The 22489-nt window shown below is 64.1% G+C and carries 15 protein-coding genes and 1 tRNA gene; 5 read left to right on the top strand and 11 right to left on the bottom strand.

From position 1 onward, the window contains the following. Nucleotides 1–9: 9 nt before the first annotated feature. Nucleotides 10–750 carry a rhomboid family intramembrane serine protease gene (locus RXV90_RS16145; RefSeq protein WP_316649903.1) on the bottom strand — a complete coding sequence of 247 codons (741 nt, stop codon included), beginning with the start codon at nucleotides 748–750 and terminating at the stop codon, nucleotides 10–12. A gap of 85 nt (nucleotides 751–835) precedes the next feature. On the opposite strand from RXV90_RS16145, the gene RXV90_RS16140 reads away from it, so the two are divergent. From RXV90_RS16140 to RXV90_RS16130, 3 genes are all read left to right on the top strand, one after another. Then, nucleotides 836–1375 (top strand): tetratricopeptide repeat protein, encoded by a 540-nt coding sequence (locus tag RXV90_RS16140; RefSeq protein WP_316649902.1) that lies wholly within the window; start codon nucleotides 836–838, stop codon nucleotides 1373–1375. 53 nt (nucleotides 1376–1428) lie between these two features. Continuing rightward, a tRNA-Leu gene (locus RXV90_RS16135) sits at nucleotides 1429–1512 on the top strand. Between the two features lie 199 nt (nucleotides 1513–1711). Beyond that, complete coding sequence (locus RXV90_RS16130) at nucleotides 1712–7471, top strand: non-ribosomal peptide synthetase (protein ID WP_316649901.1); 5760 nt, start codon at nucleotides 1712–1714, stop codon at nucleotides 7469–7471. A 9-nt stretch (nucleotides 7472–7480) separates the two neighbouring features. On the opposite strand, the gene RXV90_RS16125 is transcribed toward RXV90_RS16130, so the two are convergent. The 6 genes from RXV90_RS16125 to RXV90_RS16100 all read right to left on the bottom strand — a co-directional run bounded on the left by RXV90_RS16125 (nucleotide 7481) and on the right by RXV90_RS16100 (nucleotide 14740). Then, entirely contained in the window at nucleotides 7481–9328 is a 1848-nt protein-coding gene (locus RXV90_RS16125; protein ID WP_316649900.1) for an ABC transporter ATP-binding protein, read from the bottom strand. Between the two features lie 243 nt (nucleotides 9329–9571). Beyond that, complete coding sequence (locus RXV90_RS16120; RefSeq protein ID WP_316649898.1) at nucleotides 9572–9736, bottom strand: hypothetical protein; 165 nt, start codon at nucleotides 9734–9736, stop codon at nucleotides 9572–9574. Nucleotides 9737–9784: 48 nt separating this feature from the next. After that, complete coding sequence (locus RXV90_RS16115) at nucleotides 9785–10420, bottom strand: putative sugar O-methyltransferase (protein ID WP_316649897.1); 636 nt, start codon at nucleotides 10418–10420, stop codon at nucleotides 9785–9787. Between the two features lie 73 nt (nucleotides 10421–10493). Then, nucleotides 10494–12209: a methionine--tRNA ligase gene (gene metG / locus RXV90_RS16110; RefSeq protein WP_316649896.1), complete on the bottom strand. Its 1716-nt coding sequence runs from the start codon at nucleotides 12207–12209 to the stop codon at nucleotides 10494–10496. A 165-nt stretch (nucleotides 12210–12374) separates the two neighbouring features. Next, the gene (locus tag RXV90_RS16105) at nucleotides 12375–12692 is read right to left on the bottom strand and encodes a hypothetical protein (protein WP_316649895.1); all 318 of its coding nucleotides are present in this window, start codon (nucleotides 12690–12692) and stop codon (nucleotides 12375–12377) included. Nucleotides 12693–13366: 674 nt separating this feature from the next. After that, nucleotides 13367–14740 (bottom strand): FAD-binding oxidoreductase, encoded by a 1374-nt coding sequence (locus RXV90_RS16100; RefSeq protein ID WP_316649894.1) that lies wholly within the window; start codon nucleotides 14738–14740, stop codon nucleotides 13367–13369. A gap of 140 nt (nucleotides 14741–14880) precedes the next feature. Between RXV90_RS16100 and RXV90_RS16095 the strand changes: the two genes are divergently transcribed. Next, the gene (locus RXV90_RS16095) at nucleotides 14881–16524 is read left to right on the top strand and encodes a chloride channel protein (RefSeq protein WP_316649951.1); all 1644 of its coding nucleotides are present in this window, start codon (nucleotides 14881–14883) and stop codon (nucleotides 16522–16524) included. 42 nt (nucleotides 16525–16566) lie between these two features. Here the strand turns inward: RXV90_RS16095 and RXV90_RS16090 are convergent, their stop codons facing one another. The 4 genes from RXV90_RS16090 to cobS form a co-directional block, all read right to left on the bottom strand. Then, nucleotides 16567–16911 carry a DUF427 domain-containing protein gene (locus RXV90_RS16090; RefSeq protein WP_316649893.1) on the bottom strand — a complete coding sequence of 115 codons (345 nt, stop codon included), beginning with the start codon at nucleotides 16909–16911 and terminating at the stop codon, nucleotides 16567–16569. A 33-nt stretch (nucleotides 16912–16944) separates the two neighbouring features. After that, entirely contained in the window at nucleotides 16945–18768 is a 1824-nt protein-coding gene (locus RXV90_RS16085; protein ID WP_316649892.1) for an aminopeptidase P family protein, read from the bottom strand. Next, a complete protein-coding gene (gene cobT / locus RXV90_RS16080) occupies nucleotides 18768–20642 on the bottom strand; it encodes a cobaltochelatase subunit CobT (protein WP_316649891.1) in 1875 nt (624 codons plus the stop codon). Before cobT ends, RXV90_RS16085 begins: the two co-directional genes overlap by 1 nt. Nucleotides 20643–20711: 69 nt before the next feature. Beyond that, a complete protein-coding gene (cobS, locus tag RXV90_RS16075) occupies nucleotides 20712–21701 on the bottom strand; it encodes a cobaltochelatase subunit CobS (RefSeq protein WP_316649890.1) in 990 nt (329 codons plus the stop codon). A gap of 303 nt (nucleotides 21702–22004) precedes the next feature. Between cobS and msrB the strand changes: the two genes are divergently transcribed. Continuing rightward, on the top strand, nucleotides 22005–22475 hold the full coding sequence (gene msrB / locus RXV90_RS16070) for a peptide-methionine (R)-S-oxide reductase MsrB (protein ID WP_316649889.1): 471 nt from the start codon (nucleotides 22005–22007) through the stop codon (nucleotides 22473–22475). Nucleotides 22476–22489 lie beyond the last annotated feature (14 nt).

The raw sequence follows: 22489 nt of genomic DNA, 5'->3' as shown, positions 1-22489 counted from the left end.
ACGCGGGGCCTAGCGCCGCCGCGGCACCCGCGGCACGCTTGTCCGGACATAGCGGTAGCTTGCTTCGGCATGGGGCGGGTGCCCCTCTGTCCGCCGCCAGAAGCCGGCGCCGCCGCGGCTGAGCCAGACCTTTAGCGAAAGCGCAACGCCGGCCAGAAATCCGCCCGCATGGGCCCAGTAGGCGCCGCCGCCCAGTTCGGCGGAGGCGAGGCTGCCCGAGACGATCTGCGATCCGAACCAGAAGCCGAGCACGATCCATGCCGGCACCGGAATGATCCGCACGAAGATCACTAGGAAGATCAGCACATCGACCCGCGCCTTCGGGAATAACAGAAGGTATCCCCCCATGACCCCCGCGATTGCCCCCGATGCGCCGACCATCGGCACCTGCGATGCCGGATCGGCCGCGATCTGGCCCAGGGCGGCGGCGATTCCGGTGGCGAGATAGAAGGCGAGGAAACCAAGATGCCCCATTTCCTCTTCCATGTTGTCGCCGAAGATCCATAGGAACAGCATGTTCCCGAACAGGTGCATCACACCCCCGTGCAGGAACATTGACGTGATGAAGCCAAGCGGCTGCGCGGTGCTTTGGGCCGGCACGAGCCCCCAGGTTTCGAAGAAGCGCTGCAGGGCGAACGGCTGATCGAACAGAGGCCAGTAGCTTATGAAAATCAATATGTTGGCTGCGATCAGGGCCCATGTCACGAAGGGCATGGCGCGGGAGGGGTTGTGATCTCGGATCGGCAGCATCGTGCCGAACGCTGGGCAAATCCGCCGTCGCCGTCAAGGCGCATCGCGCTTGACAGGGGCCCCGCGCACGCGGCCTTCTTGCCGTATGAGACAGCTTCTTCCGATCCTTCTTCTTTCCGCCGCACCCGCCTTTGCCGACTGTCCGCCGGTGGCGGATCGCGGGGCAGAGCTGACGGCGCTTTTCGATGCCGCCCGCGTGGCCGAAACCGAGGCCGAGGGCCGGGCGCTCAATCAGCAGATGTGGGAAATCTGGTTCGATGCCCCGGACGAGGCCGCGCAGGCGCTTCTCGAACGCGGCTCCTCGATGGGGCGGGCGGCGAATTTCCTTGGCGCGATCGAAACTTACGACAGGCTTGTCGATTATTGCCCGCACTATGCGGAAGGCTGGAACCAGCGCGCCTTCATGTATTTCCTGAGCGGTGCCTTCGAGGAGGCGGAACGCGATCTCGAACAGGCGCTCGCCCGAGAGCCGCGCCATATCGGGGCGCTCACCGGCCTTGGCCTCACTTTGATCCAGCTTGGCCGCGAGGAGGAGGCGCAGATCTGGATCCGCAAGGCGGTGGCCCTGAACCCGTGGATTTCGGAGCGTTTTCTGCTGACGGAGGCACCGGAACAAGACCTCTGACTGCGGGAGGAGCCTTCCCTTCGCGCGGCACCTGTGGCACTCGAACGGGCGTGGCCCGCGTGGTGGAATGGTAGACACAGGGGACTTAAAATCCCCAGGCGCAAGCCGTGCCGGTTCGAGTCCGGCCGCGGGTACCACGGCGGAATACGGCCGGATCGAGGAAATCGGGGCCGATCCCAAAGCGTCTACGGTGAAATGGCGTCCTCACGATTGTTTCCCGATTACGCCCGGAAGCCGCAACATCTTGCAACTATGAGAAGAATTCACCCGGCAGGCTTAATCCCCGGGTGACTGTATCGTAAGATCGCTTTGATTGTGGCGGGAGAGACCCGGGGTTTGGAGCGGTTTGAAGAGATCATCGCGGCGCACGCGGCCGCGCGGCCGGAGGCGCCGGTGCTGAAGGCGCCGGGCCGTGCTCCGCTCAGCTATCGCAGGCTGACGGATGAGATCGCCCGGATCCGTGAGGCATTGAATGCGAACGGGTTCGGACGCGGCCACCGGATCGCCGTGATCGTCAACTCGCGGCCCGAAACCTTCATTGCCCTGCAAACGCTCTCGGCCTCGGCCACGCCGGCTTTGATGGACCCGAAACTGACGGTTGTGGAATATGCCGCGGCCCTTCGCCATATCGAGGCGCATGCGGTCGTGACGACCGCGGGGCACGAGGGCGCGCGGGCGGCCGCGCGCGAGGCCGGGCTTCCTGTCATCACGCTGACACCGGCGATGGACGGCCCTGCGGGCACCTTCGATCTGTCCTTCCCGTCCGGGCAGGGCGCGGCGCCACATCCGGGCCCGGCCGAACCCGATGACCTCGCCTATCTTCTGATGAGTTCCGGCACCACGTCGCGGCCCAAGGCGGTGTGCGTGCCGCATCGCATCGCGGTGCGTCGTGCCAGAACAGCGTCGGAAAGCATCGGTCTGACCCACGAGGACGTGTCGCTGAATTTCCGTCCCGCCCATGTGGGCGGGGCGATCAACACCGGCTTTCAGTCGACGCTGTATTCCGGCGGGTGCATCGTTGTGCCGCCAGATTTCGACGCGGATCTGTTCTTTGAACTGGCCGATGCGCATGGCGCGACATGGTATTCCGGCGGCGCGGCCTATCACGAGGCGATCCTTGCCCGGGCAGGGGCCTACCCTGAGGTGATCGGGCGCTGGCGCATGAAGATCGCGCGTTCCGCCAGCTACCGTCTGCCTGAGGCGACGCGGGCGCGGCTCGAAACCGAACTCGGTCTTCGAGTGGTCGTGAAATACGGCTCGACCGATGCGGGCATGATCGCGACGGCGGCCAGCGGCGTTGCGCACAGGCCCGACACGGTGGGCAAGCCTCTTGGGTGCGAGGTTCGCATTCTCGACGAGGATGGCCAGCCCCTTGGCCCAGGTGAAGAGGGGCAGATCGCTGTGAGAGGGCCAGAGCTGGCGCCGGGCTATTACAATGATCCCGAAGCGGACAAGGCGTTTCAGGACGGTTGGTTCATGACCGGCGATCTGGGGTTCTTCGATGCGGACGGTTACCTCACAGTCGCCGGGCGCAAGACGCTGGTGATCAACCGGGGTGGGCAGAAGATTTCGCCGACGGAGGTGGAGCGCGCGCTTCTTTCGCTCGACGGTGTGGCCGATTGCGGCTGTTTCGCGCTGCCGCATCCGACGCTGGGCCAGATCCCGGCCGCCGTCGTCGCGCCCGAACCCGGCACGACATTGGACGAGGCGGGCCTGATGGAGGCGCTGGCGGCGCGGCTCGCACGTTACAAGGTGCCCGACCGGATCATCCTGAGTGATCGCGTTCCGCGGTCCCCGGACGGCAAGTTCCAACCGTCGCGTGCACTGGAGGCGCTGGGCCTCGTCGAGGCCGGAGATGGAGGCGGGACCTGGACGGACCTGAAGCTGGGGCTTGCCGAGATCTGGAAACGGGTGCTTGGCCTGTCGTCGGTGGGGCTGGGCGAGAGTTTCGTGGTGCGCGGGGGTGACTCACTTCAGGCCCTGCGGCTCGTGCTTGAGATCGAAGAGGCCTACGGCGTCACCCTGTCGACCGAAACGATCTATGGCAGCGGGGCGACGATCTCGGGGATGGCGGCCGCGATCGAGGCGGTGCTGGCGGCCGGCGATGCGGTGCCCGCGAACCGCAACCGGAAGGTGGAGATCGCGGCACGACCGCCCGGCGAAACAGTGCCGCTGACCTTCGCGCAGGAACGTCTGTGGTTCGTGATCGAAGCCGATCCTTCGGGGGCGAGCTATCGCAACGGGCACGGGATCAGGTTTCGGAACAGCGTGGACTTGCCGCGTATGAAGGCGGCATTGCAGACGCTGGTCGACCGGCACGAAATTCTGCGGGCAAGGTTTCCCTCCGTCGCGGGCCGTCCGATTCAGTGTTTCGACGCCATAGATCGGGTCGAACTTCCGGAGATCGATCTCAGGGAACGGACCGAAGGCGATCCCGAAGCGATCCTGAACGACACCGCGCAGGCCCTGATCGCGGATCCATACGACATTGAGGCGGGGCCGCTCTTCCGGGCGCATTTCCTTCGGCTTTCGGACGAGAGCGGCGTTCTGCTTTTCTGCCTGAGCCATCTGATTACCGATGGAATTTCAAATCCATTGATGGATCGCGAGTTTCTGCACGTCTATAGCGGCGAAGATCCCGGCGCGTTGCCGGAACCGCTTCCCTATGGTGACTACGCGGCCTGGCTGCGGGAGCGTCTTTCGGGGCCGCACCTCGACCAGTTGAGCCGGTACTGGCGCGAGAGCCTCGAAGGTGTGCCCACGGTTCTTGCGCTGCCGAGCGACAGGCCCCGGCCCGCGAAGGCAGCCTATGACGGCGGGCGGGTGCGGCTGAACTTCCCGAAAGCGCTTCACGATCAGTTGCGCCGGGCGGCGGCGGAACATGGCACGACGGTTTTCGCCACCGCGCTTGCGGCATTCCAGGTGCTTCTGTGCCGGAGTTGCGGACAGAACGAAATGATCATCGGCACCGGTGTCGATGGCCGTCCGCCCGGCACCGAAGGGCGGACGCTTGGGCTTTATGTCAACGTGCTTCCGATTGCCGCGCGGTTGTCGGCCGGAATGACGTTCGCCGATCTTCTGCGCCAGACGCGCGCGTCGCTGTCGGAAGGCCTGCGCCATGCAGAGATGCCATTCGAGCGGATCGTGCAGATGATCAACCCCCCGAGGACGCAAAGCTATCACCCGCTCGTGCAGGCGTTCTTCGGCCTGATGCCCCGGCGTGGCACGGGGATCGGCAGCGGATCGGATTTCGAGCCCATGGATATGGGCCGCAGCCAGTCGCGGTTCGATTTCACGCTGATGCTGGTGGACGACGTCGACGAAGACGGTCTGGGCGGGTTCGTCGAGTATCGCAAGGACATGTTCGACCACGCATCAGTCGAGCGTCTGGTTTCGGTTTATGAACACCTCATCGACGAAATGACCCGAGATCCGGGCCGCAAGATCGTGTCCTATCCGTTGATGGAACCCAGCGCCGAGGCTGTTCTGGTGGACAGGACACGGGGCGCGCAGGTGCCCTTTCCGCAAGACAGCACGATTGCGGCCGAGTTTCGCGCGCAGGTGAAGGCAGGGCCTGAATTGCCCGCGGTGACAGGGCCCGATGGCACGACGATCACATACCGCATGCTGGATGCCTGGTCTGACGCCGTCGCCGCCCACCTTGTGGAGCGCGGCGTCGCAGCTGGCGATCTGGTGGCTGTCAGTGCCGAGCGGAGCCCGGCCTTCGTTGCGGGTATCCTGGGGTGTCTGAAGGCCGGAGCGGGCTATGTCCCGCTCGACCCGGCGCAGCCCGCCCCGCGCCTGGCCGCGGTTCTGGACGATGCCGCGACGCGCCATGCGCTGGTGCAGGCAGGATCCGCCCTGCCGGAGCTGTCGGAGTGTATCGAGCGTGTGCACCTGCCGCTTTCGCCCGACGACTTGCCGGTGCCCGCGGAGCCCGTGGCCGAACGTGGCGCGCCCGAAACGCCGGCTTATGTGCTGTTCACTTCGGGTTCCACTGGGCGGCCGAAGGGCGTTGTTATCCCGAACCGGGGCATCCTGCGCCTCGTGAAAGGGACCGATATCGCCGATCTCGGCCCCGACCACGCTTTCCTTCAGGTCGCGCCGACGACCTTCGATGTGTCGAGTTTCGATATCTGGGGCTGCCTTCTGAATGGCGGCCACGTGATCCAGGCCCCCTGGCCGCTGCCGGGGCTTGGGGAACTGGCGGATCTCATCGCGCGGCCCGAAGTGACCTCGCTGGAAATCACGACGCCGCTTTTCGAGAAGCTGGTGGATCTGCGGTGCGATTGCTTTGCGCATCTGCATCAGGTGCTGGTTGGGGGCGATGCCTTGTCGCCCGACCATGCGCGCCGCTTTTTGCGCGATGCGCCGGGGGCGCGACTGGTGAACGCTTACGGGCCGACAGAAAACTCGGTCTGGTCCACTGCGCATGTGGTGACGGAAGAAAGCGCGCGTGGGGTGTCGATCCCGATCGGGCGGGCGATTGCCAATACCTTTATCTACATTCTCGATTCCGAGGGCCGTCTGCTGCCTTCGGGCATTGAAGGGGAACTGGCGGTGGGCGGGCCGGGCGTGGGGCTTGGCTATCTCAACGCGCCCGAGCTGACGGCGGAGAAGTTCAGGGACGATCCGTTCTCGGACGCGCCGGGGGCGCGGATGTACCTTACCGGAGATCGCGCACGGCTTAATCGCGCCGGCGAGGTTGAGTTCCGGGGCCGGATCGATCACCAGGTGAAGATCCGGGGCTTCCTGGTGGAACCGGCGGAAATCGTGGCCCAACTGATCGCCCATCCCGGGGTCGAGCACGCCCACGTGCTGGCCGAAGAGGGCGCGGATGGGCAGCGCCGTCTTCTGGGATTCTACGCGCCAATCGACAAGGCGTCCCACGGCCCGGCGCCGGATGAGGTGCGCCGGCACCTGAGCGGCAGGCTGCCGCCGTATTTGGTGCCTGCGCGGCTGATCCGAGTGCCAGCGCTGCCCGTGACGCGGAACGGCAAGATCGACCGTGCGGCCCTCCGGCAGATCGCGGGAGAGACGCGGGACAGAGCATCTGAGGCAAACATGCCCCGCACGCTGACCGAGGCGACGCTGGCGATCCTCTGGTCGGAGCTTCTCGAGACGAGCGTATCGGATTGCGAGCAATCCTTTTTCGAGGCGGGCGGCGACTCGCTTCTTCTCATGCAGATTGCGTTCAGTATTTCCGAGGAATTCGGGGTCGAGGTACCGCTTGCCGTTCTGTTTCAGGATCCGACGATCCGTTCGATCGCTACTCACATCGATCGTCGCGACGCTGCCGGGGACACTGCAGATGCGTTGGCGTCACCGATCCTTTGCCCGCTGAGTCATAGGCGCGGGGAGGGGGCCGAACGTCCCCGGTTCTTCATCGTATCGGGCGCGGGTGGCCACGTCCTTCCCTTTGCCGGCGTGGCGAGGAGGCTTGCGGAGACGTGGGAAGGGATCGGGCTTGTCGATCCGCTTCTGGTGGGAGAGGCACCGGCGGCCTCGGTCGAAGATCTGGCCGGGTGCTACATCGACGCGATCGGCACGCTCGACGCGAACGGGCCCTGCTTCATTGCCGGATATTCCTATGGCGGGCTGGTGGCGCATGAAATTGCACGGCAGCTGCTCGCTGATGGCCGGCGGGCCGGTGTCGTGTTGATCGATACGCACTCGGCCGCGCTGAGCAGCACGCTGTGGCGGGCACGGTCGCGTCTGGCCGCGGGCAAGCGCCGGATCGAAAAGCTGGCCGAGGGCCTGCGTGCGCCGGCCGTTTCGGCAGCCGGGGCCGGGACCGGCGCGAACGGATTTGACCATGTGGCGGAGCGCGAGCGCCGCCTTGCGATTCAGCTTGCCCAAAGGGATCTCGGCCGGCGCTACCGTCCCGCTCCTCATGATGCGCCGACGGTTCTTTTGAGAAGCAAGGCGCGATCGGGGATCGGAAACCTGCCGGACCATGGCTGGTCGCAGGTCGTGTCCGGGCTTGAGGTTCTGCCCGTTCCGGGGACCCATCTCGACATGTTCAAGGGCCCGAACGAGGCGCCGTTCAGCGAGGTCCTGGCAGAGGCGCTGGCGCGGTTGCGGGACCGTGTATGACGGCGTTTGCTATGTGGACGCTTCCGGTTCCGTTCGCGCCAGAGCACGGAAGGCCGGGCAGGTTTCACTGAGCGTCGCGCGATCACCCAGCCCGGCAAGCCGGCCCTGATCGATCACCGCGATCTTGTCGCAGACATCAAGCGTGGTCAGCCGGTGGGCGATCACGACGAGGGTTTTGCCGTGGGGAAGATTGGCGATCGCCTCCATAACACCCGCTTCGGTCTCGGAATCCAGCGCGCTTGTTGCCTCGTCGAAGACGATGAGATCGGCCCCCTTGTAGAGCGCGCGGGCAATCGCGATCCGCTGACGCTGGCCGCCCGAGAGGCGTACGCCCATTTCCCCCACCGGGGTTTCGTATCCCTCGGGGAGGCCTGAGAGAAACTCGTGAATCCGTGCGGCCCGCGCGGCCTCTTCCACGCGGCGCCTGTCGATTTCTTCCGACGTGAGGCCGAGGGCGATGTTTTCCGCCGCGGTGGCGTCGGCAAGGAAGATATCCTGCGGGACGAAGCCGACGCGGGCCTGCCATCCCCTGATGTCGCCGGGCCCCAAAGGCACACCGTCGATCAGGATCTGTCCGGCCGTGGGGCTGATCAGGCCCAGGATGATGTCGCCCAGCGTGGATTTTCCCGCCCCCGAGGGGCCGGCGATGCCAAGCCGCTGACCAGCCGGGATGGTAAGGTCAATGCCGTCAAGGCCACGCGTGGAGGCATCGGGGTATGTATAGCTGACCCCTTCTAGCCGCACTTCGCGGGTGAATTCGGGCCCATCGTCAGAACTCGAAAAGGCGGCATGCGGAGCGCCGGCCAGCTCGGTGTGGATCGCATCGAGGGCAGGGCCACCGAACTGAAGGGTGGAGATGCTGCGGTAGAGCCGGTTCAGTTCGGGAACGAGGCGCATGCCCGCAAAGCCGAACACGCCGATCAGGGGCACGATTTCGCCGATTGCGCCGGCGCCGTCCGCCCCGCGCCCCACGATGAAAAGCGAAAGGCCCACGACAGAGATGATGATCAACCCATAGATGACATGGCGGGGCGTTTCGGCAAGGACGCGCACCGCGACATTCGCATCGCGGACGCGGCCCGAATGGGTTTCGAACCTGTCCAAGTAGGCCTGTTCGCGGCCGAGGATGCGAATGTCCTTCAGGCCTTTCAGGCTTTCTGCCACGGTGCGGTAGAGCCCGGAATTATCCCTGACCCGTTGATTTCCCGCGCGGCGGATCCGGCGGCGGATCAGCGTGTAGATCGCGCCGTAGGACGAGCCGATGATCAGGACGGAGAGCACCGCCACCTGCATGTTGACGGCGGTCAGGACGAGGAAAACGAGCGTCGTCGTCGCAAGGGCTGCGACCAGATCGAGGGACGGCGTGTAATACTGATCGACGGCCTCCTGAGCCTCGGTCAGAAGTTTCGCGGAGAGATCGGCGGTATTCCGGCGAAGGAAGTATTCCCACGGCTGGCCGAGATATCTGCCGAGAAGCCGCAGGCCGAAACTGTGCGCGAGGCCGGTCGTCATCCGCGAGATGAGATAGGTGCGCAGGATCTGAAGTGCCGAGGACACCACGACTGCGGTGATTGTCATAATGCCGAGGAAGGTGAGGAACGAGGCTTCCGGCGGGCTGCCGAAGATCTGGTGGAGGCGGATCAGCGCGGTGTCGGTTTTCAGCCGCCCGGGATCGGACAGGAGCGTGAGAAAGGGCAGGATCGACCAGACCATCATGGCAGAAAGCGCCGCACTCAGGATGCTGATGCCAAGCACGATTGCCCCTTCGCGCCTTTGCGCCGGGGTGAGAAGCCCTATCGCGCGGCGGATCGTATCCCAGCGGCCCGTACCTTGGGTGACGGGGGATGGCTGGGCCATCATGGCGACACGGGCCTGCCCGAGCCCGCCGTGCTCCAGAACATTGGCTGCCCGCGATGATGGATGAGGCGAAACTTCACGTCCGGGCCCCTTTTCAGTGCCTTACGGGCCTGCCGTCAGACCGCGTCCTAGCCTATTGAATAGCCCAATTCCCCTCCTCCTGGCACCATGTGCGCGGACTGTCACCGCGGGGTGTTGCACGGCTGGGCACAATGCTGGGGAATTCGGCGCGACTGATCCGGATCAGAGGCTGGCGCCGGGCCGGTGGCCCCAGGCTATGATGTAGTTCTGCCGGGCGGTCAGCGGTTTTTCGTCGAAGACCTCGAATTCAGCCAGGAGGCCCTTCAGGTCGTCGAGGCTTAGCTTTTCGTCGGGCCGGCCCGCATGATCCGCCAGTCCCGAATTCATGGTGAGGTAGCCCCGCTGCGCCTTTGCAAGAACCTTGCGGATGTAGGTTTACTGCACCGCGCGCGGAAGTTCGGAAAAGGCATAGTTGCTGATGACGAGATCGTAAGGTTCCGGTGTCGCCGCGTTCAGCGTGCGCGGGACATAGCAGCCGTTCAAGAGGAAGCTTTCGAGGTACTTCGCGGCAAGCCTCGTCACATCGGGCAAGTCGAAGATGACGTATTCGCGCGTCTTGAACAGCGTGTCGCAAACCAGCGCCTGACCGCCGTAGCCGCAGCCGATTTCCGCGATCCGGGTCCCCGAGAGATCGCCGAAGAGGATCTTAAGATCGGATGCGACCTTGAGATAGCGGAGCGTGGTGGGGGACAGGGGGGCGCCCGTGCCGTAATCGTATTTGCGGGGGTTCCCGATCGCGTCGCTTCGCAGGAGCGTCTTGCGGGCGCCATTGAAAATGCCGTCGTTCCGATCCTGCAGGATTTTCAGGTATTCCCGCCCGTCCTGTTCCGAGACGTGTTCGAGGATCTTGTTGTAATCCTTGTCGCGCTTGAAGTTCGCGAAATGGCGGTAGGAGGCGACGGCGCGGCGCACGGCGAGGTTGTAGGCGCCGTTGTCGCTGTCTGATCTTAGGTCTTCCGCCGACGAGAATTCTCGCATGCCGGGGAAGATCTTCAAAAGCAGTCGTCTCATGATCCGATCCTCCCGTTTTGGGTGTTCGGGCTGTTTTCCGGCCCGGCACAGGTGGCCTGCGGCCGCGCGTTTCTTATCTTCTGCCCGCGAAGCGCGTCTGCCAATCCTCGCGCTCCTCATCGGCGATCTTCTTGAACAGCACGTCCGGCACCGTGAACGCATGCCCGGCAGGAAGCGCCGAGAGCGCGCTTTCGGCGTCGTCGGGCCAGGCGGTATCCAGCGTGTTCATGGCCGAGAGCATCCGCGCCGCCGCATCGGGGATGAAGGGGGCTGAAATCACCGCGTAGAGGCGGATGAGGTTGAGCGAGAGGCGTACGATAGCGGCCGCGCGCTCGGGATCGGTCTTGAAAACGGCCCAGGGTTCGGCGGCCTGCAGATATTCGTTGCCCGCGACCCAGATCGCGCGAAGTTCCGATGCGGCTTTGCGGACTTCGATCGCTTCCATATGCCCTTCGTAGGTGCGGAGGCGCGCCTCTATGTCGGCAATGAGCGCGGTTTCGCGGTCGCCGTATGTGCCGCCCTCCGGCACCACTTCGCCGAACTTCGAACGGCAGAACTTGGTGACGCGAGAGACGAAGTTGCCGAGGACGTCGGCCAGATCCTTGTTCACGGAGGCCTGGAAGTTTTCCCAGGTGAACTCGCTGTCGGAGTTTTCGGGCGCGTGGGAGAGAAGCCACCAGCGCCAGTAATCGGCCGGCAGGATCTCCAGCGCCTGATCCATGAAGACGCCGCGGCCCTGAGACGTCGAGAACTGGCCGCCGTCGTAATTCAGGTAGTTGAAGGACTTGATGTAGTCGACAAGCTTCCACGGTTCGCCCGAACCGATGATCGTGGCGGGGAAACTGAGGGTGTGGAAGGGCACGTTGTCCTTGCCCATGAATTGCACATATCGAACATCGTCGGCGCCTTTATCGGTTCGCCACCAGCGTTCCCATTCACTATCCGGACATCCGGCCGCATCCGTCCATTCCTTGGCGCAGGCGATGTATTCGATGGGCGCGTCGAACCAGACGTAGAAGACCTTGCCTTCCATTCCGGGCCAGTCTTCGGAGCCTTTTTTGACCGGAATGCCCCAGTCGAGGTCGCGGGTGATGCCGCGATCCTGAAGGCCGTCGCCGTCGTTGAGCCATTTCTTCGCGATGGACGTGGTGAGGACGGGCCAGTCTGTTTTGCTGTCGATCCAGTCCGAAAGCTCCTGACGCAGGCTGCGCTGTTTGAGGTAGAGGTGCTTGGTTTCGCGCACCTCGAGATCGGTGGAACCCGAGATGGCCGAGCGCGGTTCGATAAGGTCGGTGGGGTCGAGCTGTTTGGTGCAGTTCTCGCACTGGTCGCCGCGGGCGCGATCGTAGCCGCAATTGGGGCAGGTGCCCTCGATATAGCGGTCGGGGAGGAAGCGGCCGTCGGCGTTCGAGTAGACCTGTTGTTCGGTCACTTCCTCGATCAGGCCGTTTTCCGCCAGCCTGCCCGCGAAATGCTGGGTCAGTGCGTGGTTTTGCGGCGAGGAGGAGCGGCCGAACTTGTCGAAGGAGAGGCGGAAGCCGTCGGAGAGGTCTTTCTGGACCTGCCACATCTCGGCGCAATACTCCGCCACGGGCTTGCCGGCCTTGGCGGCGGCAAGTTCCGCAGGCGTGCCGTGTTCGTCCGTCGCGCAGAGGAACAGCACTTCATGCCCGCGCGCGCGCATGTAGCGGGCGTAGAGGTCGGCGGGGAGCTGCGAGCCGACGAGATTGCCGAGGTGCTTGATCCCGTTGATGTAGGGGATCGCGGAGGTGATGAGGATCCGTGCCATGGGCGTGCGTCTAGCGTGGGGGGCGGGGGGCGTCTAGTAGGAGATGGGTCGGGTGGGTCTGGCCGCGAAGAAAGGAAGGGGGTGTATCGGGGGTGCCTACGTTCCATGTCGCTGAATTCTGCAATGCGGGACATTGCGGACCTTCGCAAAGGCCGCTCGTTCAATCTATTTGGGAACCTTTCCCTGCCGAAATTGCTGAACCAAACGGAAGAACGTATCAAAGGCCTCTGCTGGTGTGGCGGTATTCTCTTCAATTGCAAAGGCAAACCCTCGCGCACCCGACCACCCAATCTCGCCATACAACCATTCGGAGAAATCGCCAGGGTGAAACCTACGGCCCGCATAAGTCTCTTCGATTTCATTGCTTTGCAGGCAAGCGCAATATCCTTGAAGGAGCCATTCGAGAGGGCCAATAGATAGGTCCGTAGTGAACATGCTTGGCCGTTGTCTCATGTCGTCGATGTAGTCGTAGATGTTGCTCAAGAGATTACCTTATTGAATTTCCTATAAAAAATACTGAAACTCGCAAGTGACAAAACAATCCAGACGGTTGGCAATCACTTTGAGCTCAAAGCGGATCCCCGGGACAAACCTCTATATCACCGTAAGCGAGCTTGAGGCGTAGCGCAGGATGTAGGGCCTGTCACTTGGCTCACCAACCGGTTCGTGGTCCCCGAAGAAAGCGACGTAGCAATCATGGGATTGAATTTCGTCGTTGAATCAGAAATGAACTACAACTCCATATTCTGGACCTCCGTCTTCGAGACCATCATATCCAACTTGTGTGCCCGCTCTTAGATACACTTTGACCCCTCCGACTACGTTGTCGAAATCCGGCGTCCAGCATAGCGTGGTTCTGTTTCGTCTGAGACATAAAATTTGGCTCCAAGCCGTCCTTCGCTACCTTCGATATAGACGTGTCCTTGTGATGAGCCGGGCGGGGCTCGACCGCGGGTGGGCCCGCCGACAGTTGGTCGGGGCGCTTTATCTCACAATCCCGAACACCCGATGCACGATTTGCACCGTTGCAGAAGGGCCCGCCCGGGGGGCGGTCGGGCCCTGCCCGGCGGGGCTGACGCCCCTTGGTTCCGGGCAAAGAGGGCTCGAAGCCGCCGTTGACCTTGCCCTATGTGGTCTGGAGTTGACGTCCCGCACCGTTAGTTCAGCCTCACAACCTTCCCCGGGTTGAGGATATTCGCCGGATCAAGCGTACGCTTGAGGTCACCCATCACCGACCAGGCTTCACCGTGCTCCTCCGACATGTAGTCGATCTTGCCCATGCCAACGCCGTGTTCGCCGGTGACGGTGCCGCCCATGCGGAGCGCGCGTTCGTTCATGCGGCGGGCCAGCGCCTTGGCGGTTTTGAGTTCTTCGGGGCGGGTCGGGTCGGTGACGATGGTGGCGTGGAAGTTGCCGTCGCCCACGTGGCCCAGAAGAGGGCCGTAGAGGCCGCTTTGGGCAATATCCTCCTGGGTTTCCACGACCGCATCGGCAAGCCGCGAGATCGGAACGCAGATGTCGGTCGCCATGGCGCGCTTGCCCGGCTGGCTTGCCATGATCGCGTAATAAGCGTCGTGGCGCATGCGCCAGAGCTTGTTGCGTTCCTCTGTCTTCGTCGACCACTGAAAGCCTTCGGCGCCGAATTCCTCGGCCACTTCGCCGAAGCGTGTGGCATCCTCGGCGACGGAGGTGTCGGAGCCGTGGAATTCGATCATCAGGTGGGGCATTTCCGGCAGGGAAGAGCCCGCGTAGGCGTTGAAGGCCTGCGCCGTGGCGGCATCGACGAACTCGATCCGTGCCATGGGGATGCCCATCTGGATCGTGGCGATCACTGCCGAGACGGCGGCATGGATGTCGGGGAAGGCGCAGACGGCGGAGGAGATCGCCTCGGGCTGGCCGTGGAGCTTGAGCGTGAGCTCGGTGATGAGGCCGAGGGTGCCTTCGGAGCCGAGGAAGAGGGCGGTGAGGTCGTAGCCGGCTGAGGATTTGCGGGCGCGGGTGCCGGTGCGGATGACCCGGCCGTCGGCAAGGACGACCTCGAGCCCCAAAACGTTGTCGCGCATCGTGCCGTAGCGGACGGCGGTGGTGCCGGAGGCGCGGGTGGCGGCCATGCCGCCCAGGGTGGCGTCGGCGCCGGGATCGACCGAGAAGAAAAGCCCGGTGGCGCGAAGCTCCTCGGCCAGCGCGCGGCGGGTGATGCCGGGCTGTACGACGCAATCCATGTCTTCGGCATTGATCGAGAGCACCCGGTTCATGCGGCTGAAATCGACCGACACGCCGCCCCGGATCGCAAGCGCGTGGCCTTCGAGCGAGGTGCCGACGCCCCAGGGTACGATGGGGCAGCCGTGGCGCGCGCAGATCTTCACGATCTCCTGCACCTCTTCGGTTGACGTGGGATAGGCGACGGCATCGGGCGGTGTTGTATCGAAATAGCTTTCATTCTGCCCGTGCAGATCCAGATCGGACTTGGACCGCGAGAGGCGATCGCCTAACACTGTGGATAATTCGGCGATGGCGGCATCGATGGTCACTGGGATAACCCCCGGATTTCGGTTTCGCCGGACCCTAGGGCAACGGGCCTTGATGGGGAAGGGGCCGCGCGTGAGAGGCGGTCGGTGACGGAATGGCGGACGGCGCGAAACCGGGAGGGATAAGCGGCCAGCTGAGCGACATGGTCGCGGTTCTCCGGGAGGCGTGGGAGGCCTTGCGCGACAAGGGCCCCGGGCAGGTTCAGTTCTGGTTCATCGCACTGGTGATCGGGATCGCCGCCGGGTTTGCCGCGCTGTTCTTCCGCAAGGGCATCACTTTACTACAGACAACGCTTTACGGCACCGACGATGTGCGGATGATTCATTCCTTCGCGGAGACGCTGGAGTGGTGGCAGGTTCTGGTCATTCCGATCTTTGGTGGCCTCGCCGTCGGGCTGATCCTGAACTGGTTCACCGATGACGGGCGGGTCCGGTCGGTGGCCGATGTGATCGAGGGCGCCGCACTTCGGGATGGGCGTGTGGAGACGAAGGCGGGGCTTGCCTCGGCCTGTGCGTCGCTGATTACGCTGTCGTCAGGTGGGTCCACGGGTCGGGAAGGGCCGGTGGTGCACCTTGCCGGCGTGATTTCGACCTGGGTGTCGGACCGGATAGACGCGAGCGGGATCACGGCGCGCGATCTTCTGGGATGCGCGGTGGCGGCGGCCGTGTCGGCCTCGTTCAACGCGCCGATTGCGGGGGCGATCTTTGCGCTTGAAGTCGTTCTGCGGCATTTCGCGGTGCATTCCTTCGCGCCGATCGTGATCGCTTCGGCGGCGGGGACGGTGATTAATCGGCTGGAATTCGGGGATGTGGCGGAGTTCGCGCTGACGTCGTCGAGCGTGCTGGAGTTCTATGTCGAACTGCCGGCGTTTCTGATCCTCGGGCTGGTCTGCGGGCTGATCGGTGGCTTGTTCATGAGGGCGATCTTCTGGGCCGATGACATGGGCACGGTCCTTCAGGATAAGACCGGCCTGCCCCGCGTGCTGCGGCCTGCGGTGGCTGGCGCGATGCTGGGCGGGATCGCGATCTTTTTCCCGCATATCATCGGGGTCGGGTATGAGACGACCTCGGCCGCGCTGACCGGCCAGCTTCTTCTGCACGAGGCGATCGTATTTACCGTGATCAAGGTGGCCGCTGTTGCGATCACCATGGCGGGCCGGATGGGGGGCGGGGTGTTTTCGCCATCCCTGATGATCGGCGGGATGACGGGGCTGGCCTTCGGGCTGATCGCCACCAGCATATTTCCGGACGTCTCGGGATCGGAGACGCTTTATGCCTTTGCGGGAATGGGCGCGCTGGCGGCGGCCGTTTTGGGCGCACCGATTTCCACGACCCTGATCGTGTTCGAGCTGACCGGGGACTGGCAGACGGGGCTTGCGGTTATGGTGGCGGTGTCGACCTCGACGGCGCTGGCCTCGAAACTCGTGGACCGGTCCTTCTTCCTGACCCAGCTGGAACGGAAGGGGATACATCTTGCGGCGGGCCCGCAGGCCTATCTGCTGGCAATGTTCCGGGTGTCGAATGTGATGCGGAAGCCCGACGAGCCGGGCTGCGCCCCTTCGGACGCGATCTGGGAGGCGATCGAGCAGGGCTTTACCGTCGAGGGGAACGCGACGCTGGAGACGGCGATGCCGATCTTCGAAAAGACCAACCGGCAGTTCCTGGCGGTGGTGCGGCTTGGGGCGGAAGGCGAAGCGCCGGAGATTCTGGGCGCGCTGCACCAGGTGGATGCGCTGAAGGCCTATAACCGCGCGCTGGCGGCTACAGCGGCCGAGGAACATAGCTGACAGGGAAGACGAAGCCCCGGCGCGGGGGCCGGGGCTGGGGCGTCAGATCTCTTCGATCGTCACGAGGCCGCTTGGGTAGAAGGCGAGGTGATCCTTGATCCCCGCCACCTCGTCTTTCGGGTTCTCGTAACTCCACGCCGCGTCTTTCAGGACGGTCGATTTCGTGATGATCGAATAATGCTGCGCCTCGCCCTTGTGTGGGCAGGTCGTGACCTTGTCGGTGGCGTCGAGGAAGGCCATGGCGATGTCGCCGCGCGGGAAGTAGATGACCGGATCGTAGCCTCCTTCGTGGAGGGATAACGCATTCGCGCTTTCGCCAATGACCGCGCCGCCGGCGCGAACCGTCCAGGTGCCGTCTGCCTTCCGGATGGTGATATGATCTGCCATCTTCGCCCCCTCCAATATTCCGTGTGTCGCCGCCTAGATAGCGCGGCAGGCCCGTTTGAGCCAGTCCCGCGTCGCGTCATCGGAAAGGCGAGGGCCGATTTTCTCAAGCACGTCAGCATGATAGGCGTTGAGCCAGTCCCGATCTCCTGGTGACAGCCAATCGGTGTTCACGAGCCGTGTGTCGATGGGTACCCATGTCAGCGTGCCGAAGGCAAGCTGATCGCGCCCGTCGCCGCCGGCGATCTCGGGGGCCGTTTCGACCGCGACGAGGTTTTCGATGCGGATGCCCCAGTGGCCCTCGCGGTAATAGCCGGGTTCGTTGGACAGGATCATGCCGGGGGCAAGGGCAACTTCGGAGAGGCGCGACAGCCGCTGGGGCCCTTCGTGGACCGAGAGGAAGACGCCCACACCGTGCCCGGTGCCGTGATCGTAATCCTGCCCCGCCATCCAGAGCGGCGCGCGTGCGAGCGCGTCGAGATCGCGGCCCGCGAGGCCCCGTGGCCAGCGTGCGCGGCTGACCGCGATCATGCCTTGCAGGACACGGGTGAAGGCCGCTTTCTGATCTTCTGCCGGCGTGCCGGTCGTGACCGTGCGGGTGATGTCGGTCGTACCGTCGAGATACTGGCCGCCGGAATCGACGAGGAGGAGGTCGCCCGGCGTGATCTCGCGGTTCGTGTCCCGGGTCACGCGGTAGTGGACGATGGCACCATTCGGCCCAGCGCCGCAGATCGTATCGAAGGAAATGTCATGGAGCGCGTTGGTCGCGCGGCGGAACCCTTCGAGCCGTTCGACCACGTCGATTTCGGTGATCCCGCCTTTCGGGGCGGCGTCGTCGAGCCAGGCGAGGAATGCCACCATTGCGGCGCCGTCGCGAAGATGCGCCTCGGTCGTGGCGGCGATTTCAGCCTCGGTCTTCTGCGCCTTCGGCAGAATGCAGGGGTCATCGCCCTTGACCGGGCGGACCGCGCCGTTCGTTAAGCCTTCACGGGCCTTGAGATGCGACCAGATCTTCAAGGGTGCGGTTTTCGGATCGACGCGGATCGCGCCTTCGAGGGTTTCGAGGTGATCGAGCAACCCGTCATAAGGGTGAAGTGCTACGCGCGGGGCAAGATGCGTGCGCACCGCCTGATCGGCCGGGGCATCGGTGAAGAGATCGACCATTCCGGTCGCGTGGATGATCGCGAAGGCCTGGAGGATCGGGATGCGGGGGATGTCACTGCCGCGGATGTTCAGGAGCCAGGCGATGGAATCGGGGAGTGTCAGGATGGCTGCGCTTTGGCCCGCAGCTTTCAGCTGTTCCGCGACGAGATCGCATTTCTCGGTAAGGCTGCGGCCCGCCAGTTCTTCGGGATAGGCCGTGATCGCGCCGGTCGGGCGGTTCGGTCGATCTTCCCAGATCTCGTCGACGATATTTTCCCAGTAGGCAGCTTCGATCCCTTTCTTTTCAAGGGCTTCACTAAGTTTCTCGACTTCGTCGATAGTGTGGAGCCAGGGGTCGAAAGCCAAGATCGCCTCGTCGCCGAGCCGTTCCGAGACCCAATCTGCAAGCTTGGTTTCGGGCCAGTTCACGGGGGTGAAATGCCCTGTGTCGACCTGGTGCTTCACCTGCGTGCGGTAGCGTCCATCGATGAAGATGCCGGCCTCGTCGGCAAGGACGACGGAAAAACCCGCAGAGCCGGTGAAGCCTGTAAGCCAGCTTAGCCGGTCGTCGCAGGGTGCCACATATTCGCCCTGGTGGGCGTCGGAGCGCGGAATGAGAAAGCCGTCGACCTGTTGCGTCTTCATGGCGGCACGGAGCGCTTTCAGCCGGGGTGGGCCCTGTTCGGGAGTGCTCGTCGCCTCGAAGCTTTGGAACATCAGACGCGCCGCATGCCCAGGACACGCGCCCGCATCCGCGGGTCGTTGTCGAAGAGGGCGGCGAGCTGTTCGGTCATGGCGCCGGCAAGTTGCTCGACATCGGTGATCGTGACGGCGCGGTCATAATAGCGGGTCACGTCGTGACCGATGCCGATGGCCAGCAGTTCCACCGCCTTTCGCTTCTCGATCATGGCGATGACGTCGCGAAGGTGCTTTTCGAGGTAGTTCGCGGGGTTCACCGACAGCGTGGAATCATCGACCGGCGCGCCGTCGGAAATGACCATCAGGATGCGGCGCGCTTCGCGGCGGCGTTCCATCCGGCGGTGCGCCCATTCGAGCGCTTCGCCGTCGATGTTTTCCTTCAGGAGCCCCTCTTTCATCATCAGCCCGAGGTTCACACGCGCCCGGCGCCAGGGCGCATCGGCGGATTTGTAGATGATATGGCGGAGGTCATTGAGGCGGCCCGGCGTCATCGGGCGACCGGCCTGAAGCCATTCCTCGCGGGCCTGCCCGCCTTTCCATGCGCGGGTGGTGAAGCCCAGGATCTCGACCTTCACCTGGCAGCGTTCGAGGGTGCGGGCGAGGACATCGGCGCAGATGGCCGCGATCGAGATCGGGCGGCCACGCATCGAGCCGGAGTTGTCGAGAAGGAGCGTCACGACGGTGTCGCGGAAGTTCGTGTCCTTCTCCATCTTGAAGGTCAGCGGGGTGGTTGGGTTCGCGACCACGCGGGCGAGGCGGCCGGAATCCAGGACGCCCTCTTCAAGGTCGAATTCCCAGCTGCGCCCCTGCTTGGCCTGGAGGCGGCGCTGAAGCTTGTTGGCGAGCCGTGAGACCGCGCCTTTCAAAGGATCGAGCTGCTGATCGAGATAGGCGCGGAGGCGTTCAAGCTCGGCCGGTTCGGCAAGCTCTTCTGCCTTGATTTCCTCATCATATTCAGAGGTGTAGACCACATAATTCGGATCGGCGTCACTGATCGGCTGCGGCGGAGGCGGCTCCAGCGGTGCCTCGCCTTCGGGCAGGTCGACTTCTTCGCCCATCTCGGCATCGGCCATGTCATCGGCCGAGATCTGCGCCTGCTGTGCGTCGTCCATCGCCTCCTGGCTTTGTTCGGGCGAGGCGTCCATACCCTCGTCGTCGCCCTCACTATCGCCCTGGGCGTCGGGGTTTTCCTCTTCCTCGGTGCCTTCCTCGGCCTGATCCTCGGTATCGGGATCCTCGGCATCGGGATCGTCGCCGAGCTGATCGCCGTAGCCCAGATCTTCGATGATCTGGCGCGAGAAGCGCGCGAAGGCCGCCTGATCGTCCAGCGTTTCGGCGAGGCCTTCGAGAGTGCCGCCCGCCTGCTCCTCTATGAACCCGCGCCAGAGTTCCATCACGTTGTCGGCACCCTTGGGCAGCGGGCGGCCGGTGGCGAGGTGGCGGATCAGGTATCCGGCGGCTACGGCGAGCGGCGCCTCGGAGGCTTCGCGGATCTGGCCGTAGCCCTTGCGGTCGGCCTCGACCGCGATTTTGGCGTCGATGTTGCTGGCGGTACCGGGCATCGCGCGGGCACCCACCGCCTCGCAGCGGGCGGTTTCCATGGCATCATAGAGATCGCGGGCCATCTGGCCCGGGGGGGCGTAGCGCGCCGCCGTGCGTTCATCGTGATATTTGCGGTAGAGCGCATAGGCATCGGCGGTACCGCGGGCCAGCAGCACCTCGTCTTTCGTCATCCGGCGCGAAATCTGGGGCAGGCGTACGGTATCCGCCGACATGCCCGGCGGGTCGACCGTGTAGCTGACCGCCATGTCGGGGTCGTCGGCGATCACCCGGGTCGCTTCTGCAAGCGCCTTCTTGAAGGGATCGGCTGGATTGTCGTTCGGGGCGCCCATGCTTTGGTGTCCGGGTCCTTCGGTTGGAGACGGGGATGGCGCATGTGGGCGCCACCCGGCCCGGTCGGATCAGCCGAGGCTCATCGACGCCGCGCTTTCGGGCAGTTCCTCGTCGAAGCAGCGCTGATAGAACTCGGCCACCGTTTGACGTTCAAGTTCGTCGCACTTGTTGAGGAAGGAAAGCCGGAACGCATAGCCTACACTGCGGAAGATCTGGGCGTTCTGGGCCCAGGAGATCACCGTCCGCGGGCTCATCACCGTCGAAAGCTCGCCGTTCATGAATGCCGTGCGGGTGAGATCCGCCACCGTCACCATCTGGCCGATGATCTTGCGGCCCTTTTCTGTGTTGTAGGTGGGCTCCTTCGAGAGGACGATCGCCGCTTCCGCGTCGTGGCTGAGGTAATTGAGCGTGGCAACGAGGCTCCACCGGTCCATCTGGCCCTGGTTGATCTGCTGGGTGCCGTGATAGAGGCCGGTGGTGTCGCCGAGGCCGACGGTGTTCGCCGTGGCGAAAAGGCGGAAGTAGCGATGCGGCGTGATCACCTCGTTCTGGTCGAGAAGGGTGAGCTTGCCGTCGGCTTCCAGAACACGCTGGATCACGAACATCACGTCGGCGCGGCCCGCGTCGTATTCGTCGAAGACGATCGAAACAGGGTGGCGCAGCGCCCAGGGCAGGATGCCTTCCTGGAATTCGGTGACCTGCTTGTCGCCGTAGAGCTTGATCGCATCCTTGCCGATCAGGTCGATCCGGCTGATGTGGCTGTCGAGGTTGATTCGGACACAGGGCCAGTTGAGGCGCGAGGCGACCTGTTCGATATGGGTCGATTTCCCGGTGCCGTGATAGCCCTGGATCATCACGCGGCGGTTGTGGCTGAAGCCTGCGAGGATCGCCAGTGTGGTGTCCGGGTCGAACTTGTATGTGTGGTCGATTTCGGGGACACGGTCCATCGCCTCGGGGAAGCCCTTGACGATCATGTCGGTGTCGATTCCGAAGACCTCGCGTACCGAAATCTCTTCGGTCGGTCTTTCGGTTGCGTCCATGATGCCGAATGCTGACATATGTCCTACTCGCTCTTCGGGATTGTTGGGTGGCGCCCCAGAGGCACCGCGATCTTGGCTCCATCATATGGTGTGGCGCGGCGAGGGCAAGGCGGGGGGCGGGCAAGGATGTGGCGGCCTTCCCGGCGTGGTTTTGATGCCGCAGAGCGGCTGTTGCGCGTTGATCACGGCGCGCGCGCGGGAAGTTGATTGGGGGATTTGCTGCAGGGTGCTTAGGATCATGGCGACGCTGCCTTGCCCTGTCCGGTGACGGCCGTCTGCGGCGAAGGCAAGTAAAATATGGTGCAGATGAGGCGTATCGCGATGAAACGACGGGGATTTCTGGCCGGGGCCGTCTCTCTGACAGCCCTGGCGGCAGCAGGGCCCGGGGTGGCCGGGACCGGCCCGTTCGAGGTGACACGGAGCGACCGGGAATGGCGCGCGATGCTTACCGATCTGGAATACAAGGTGATGCGGCGTGAGGGAACGGAACCGCCGGGATCCAGCCCGCTCGACAAGATTTACGCGCCGGGCCTTTATCACTGCCGTGGATGCGACCTCGCAGTTTACTCTTCCGAGCACAAGTATGACAGCGGCACGGGCTGGCCGTCGTTCTGGAAGAGCCAGCCTGGGGCGGTGGGCACGAAGCCTGACCGCAAGCTGTTTCGCGTGCGCACGGAGGTGCATTGCCGCCGCTGCGGGTCGCATCTGGGGCACATCTTCGACGACGGACCTCAGCCGACGGGCAAGCGCCATTGCCTGAACGGAGTGAGCCTCGTTTTCCGTTCCGCCTGAGGAGAAGACCGGGC

Source organism: Ovoidimarina sediminis, assembly GCF_032586175.1.
In the GTDB taxonomy this organism is placed as follows: Bacteria; Pseudomonadota; Alphaproteobacteria; order Rhodobacterales; family Rhodobacteraceae; genus Ovoidimarina; species Ovoidimarina sediminis.
The sequence above is the reverse complement of the archived record's forward strand: the minus strand, read 5'-3'. Positions and strand labels throughout refer to the sequence as shown.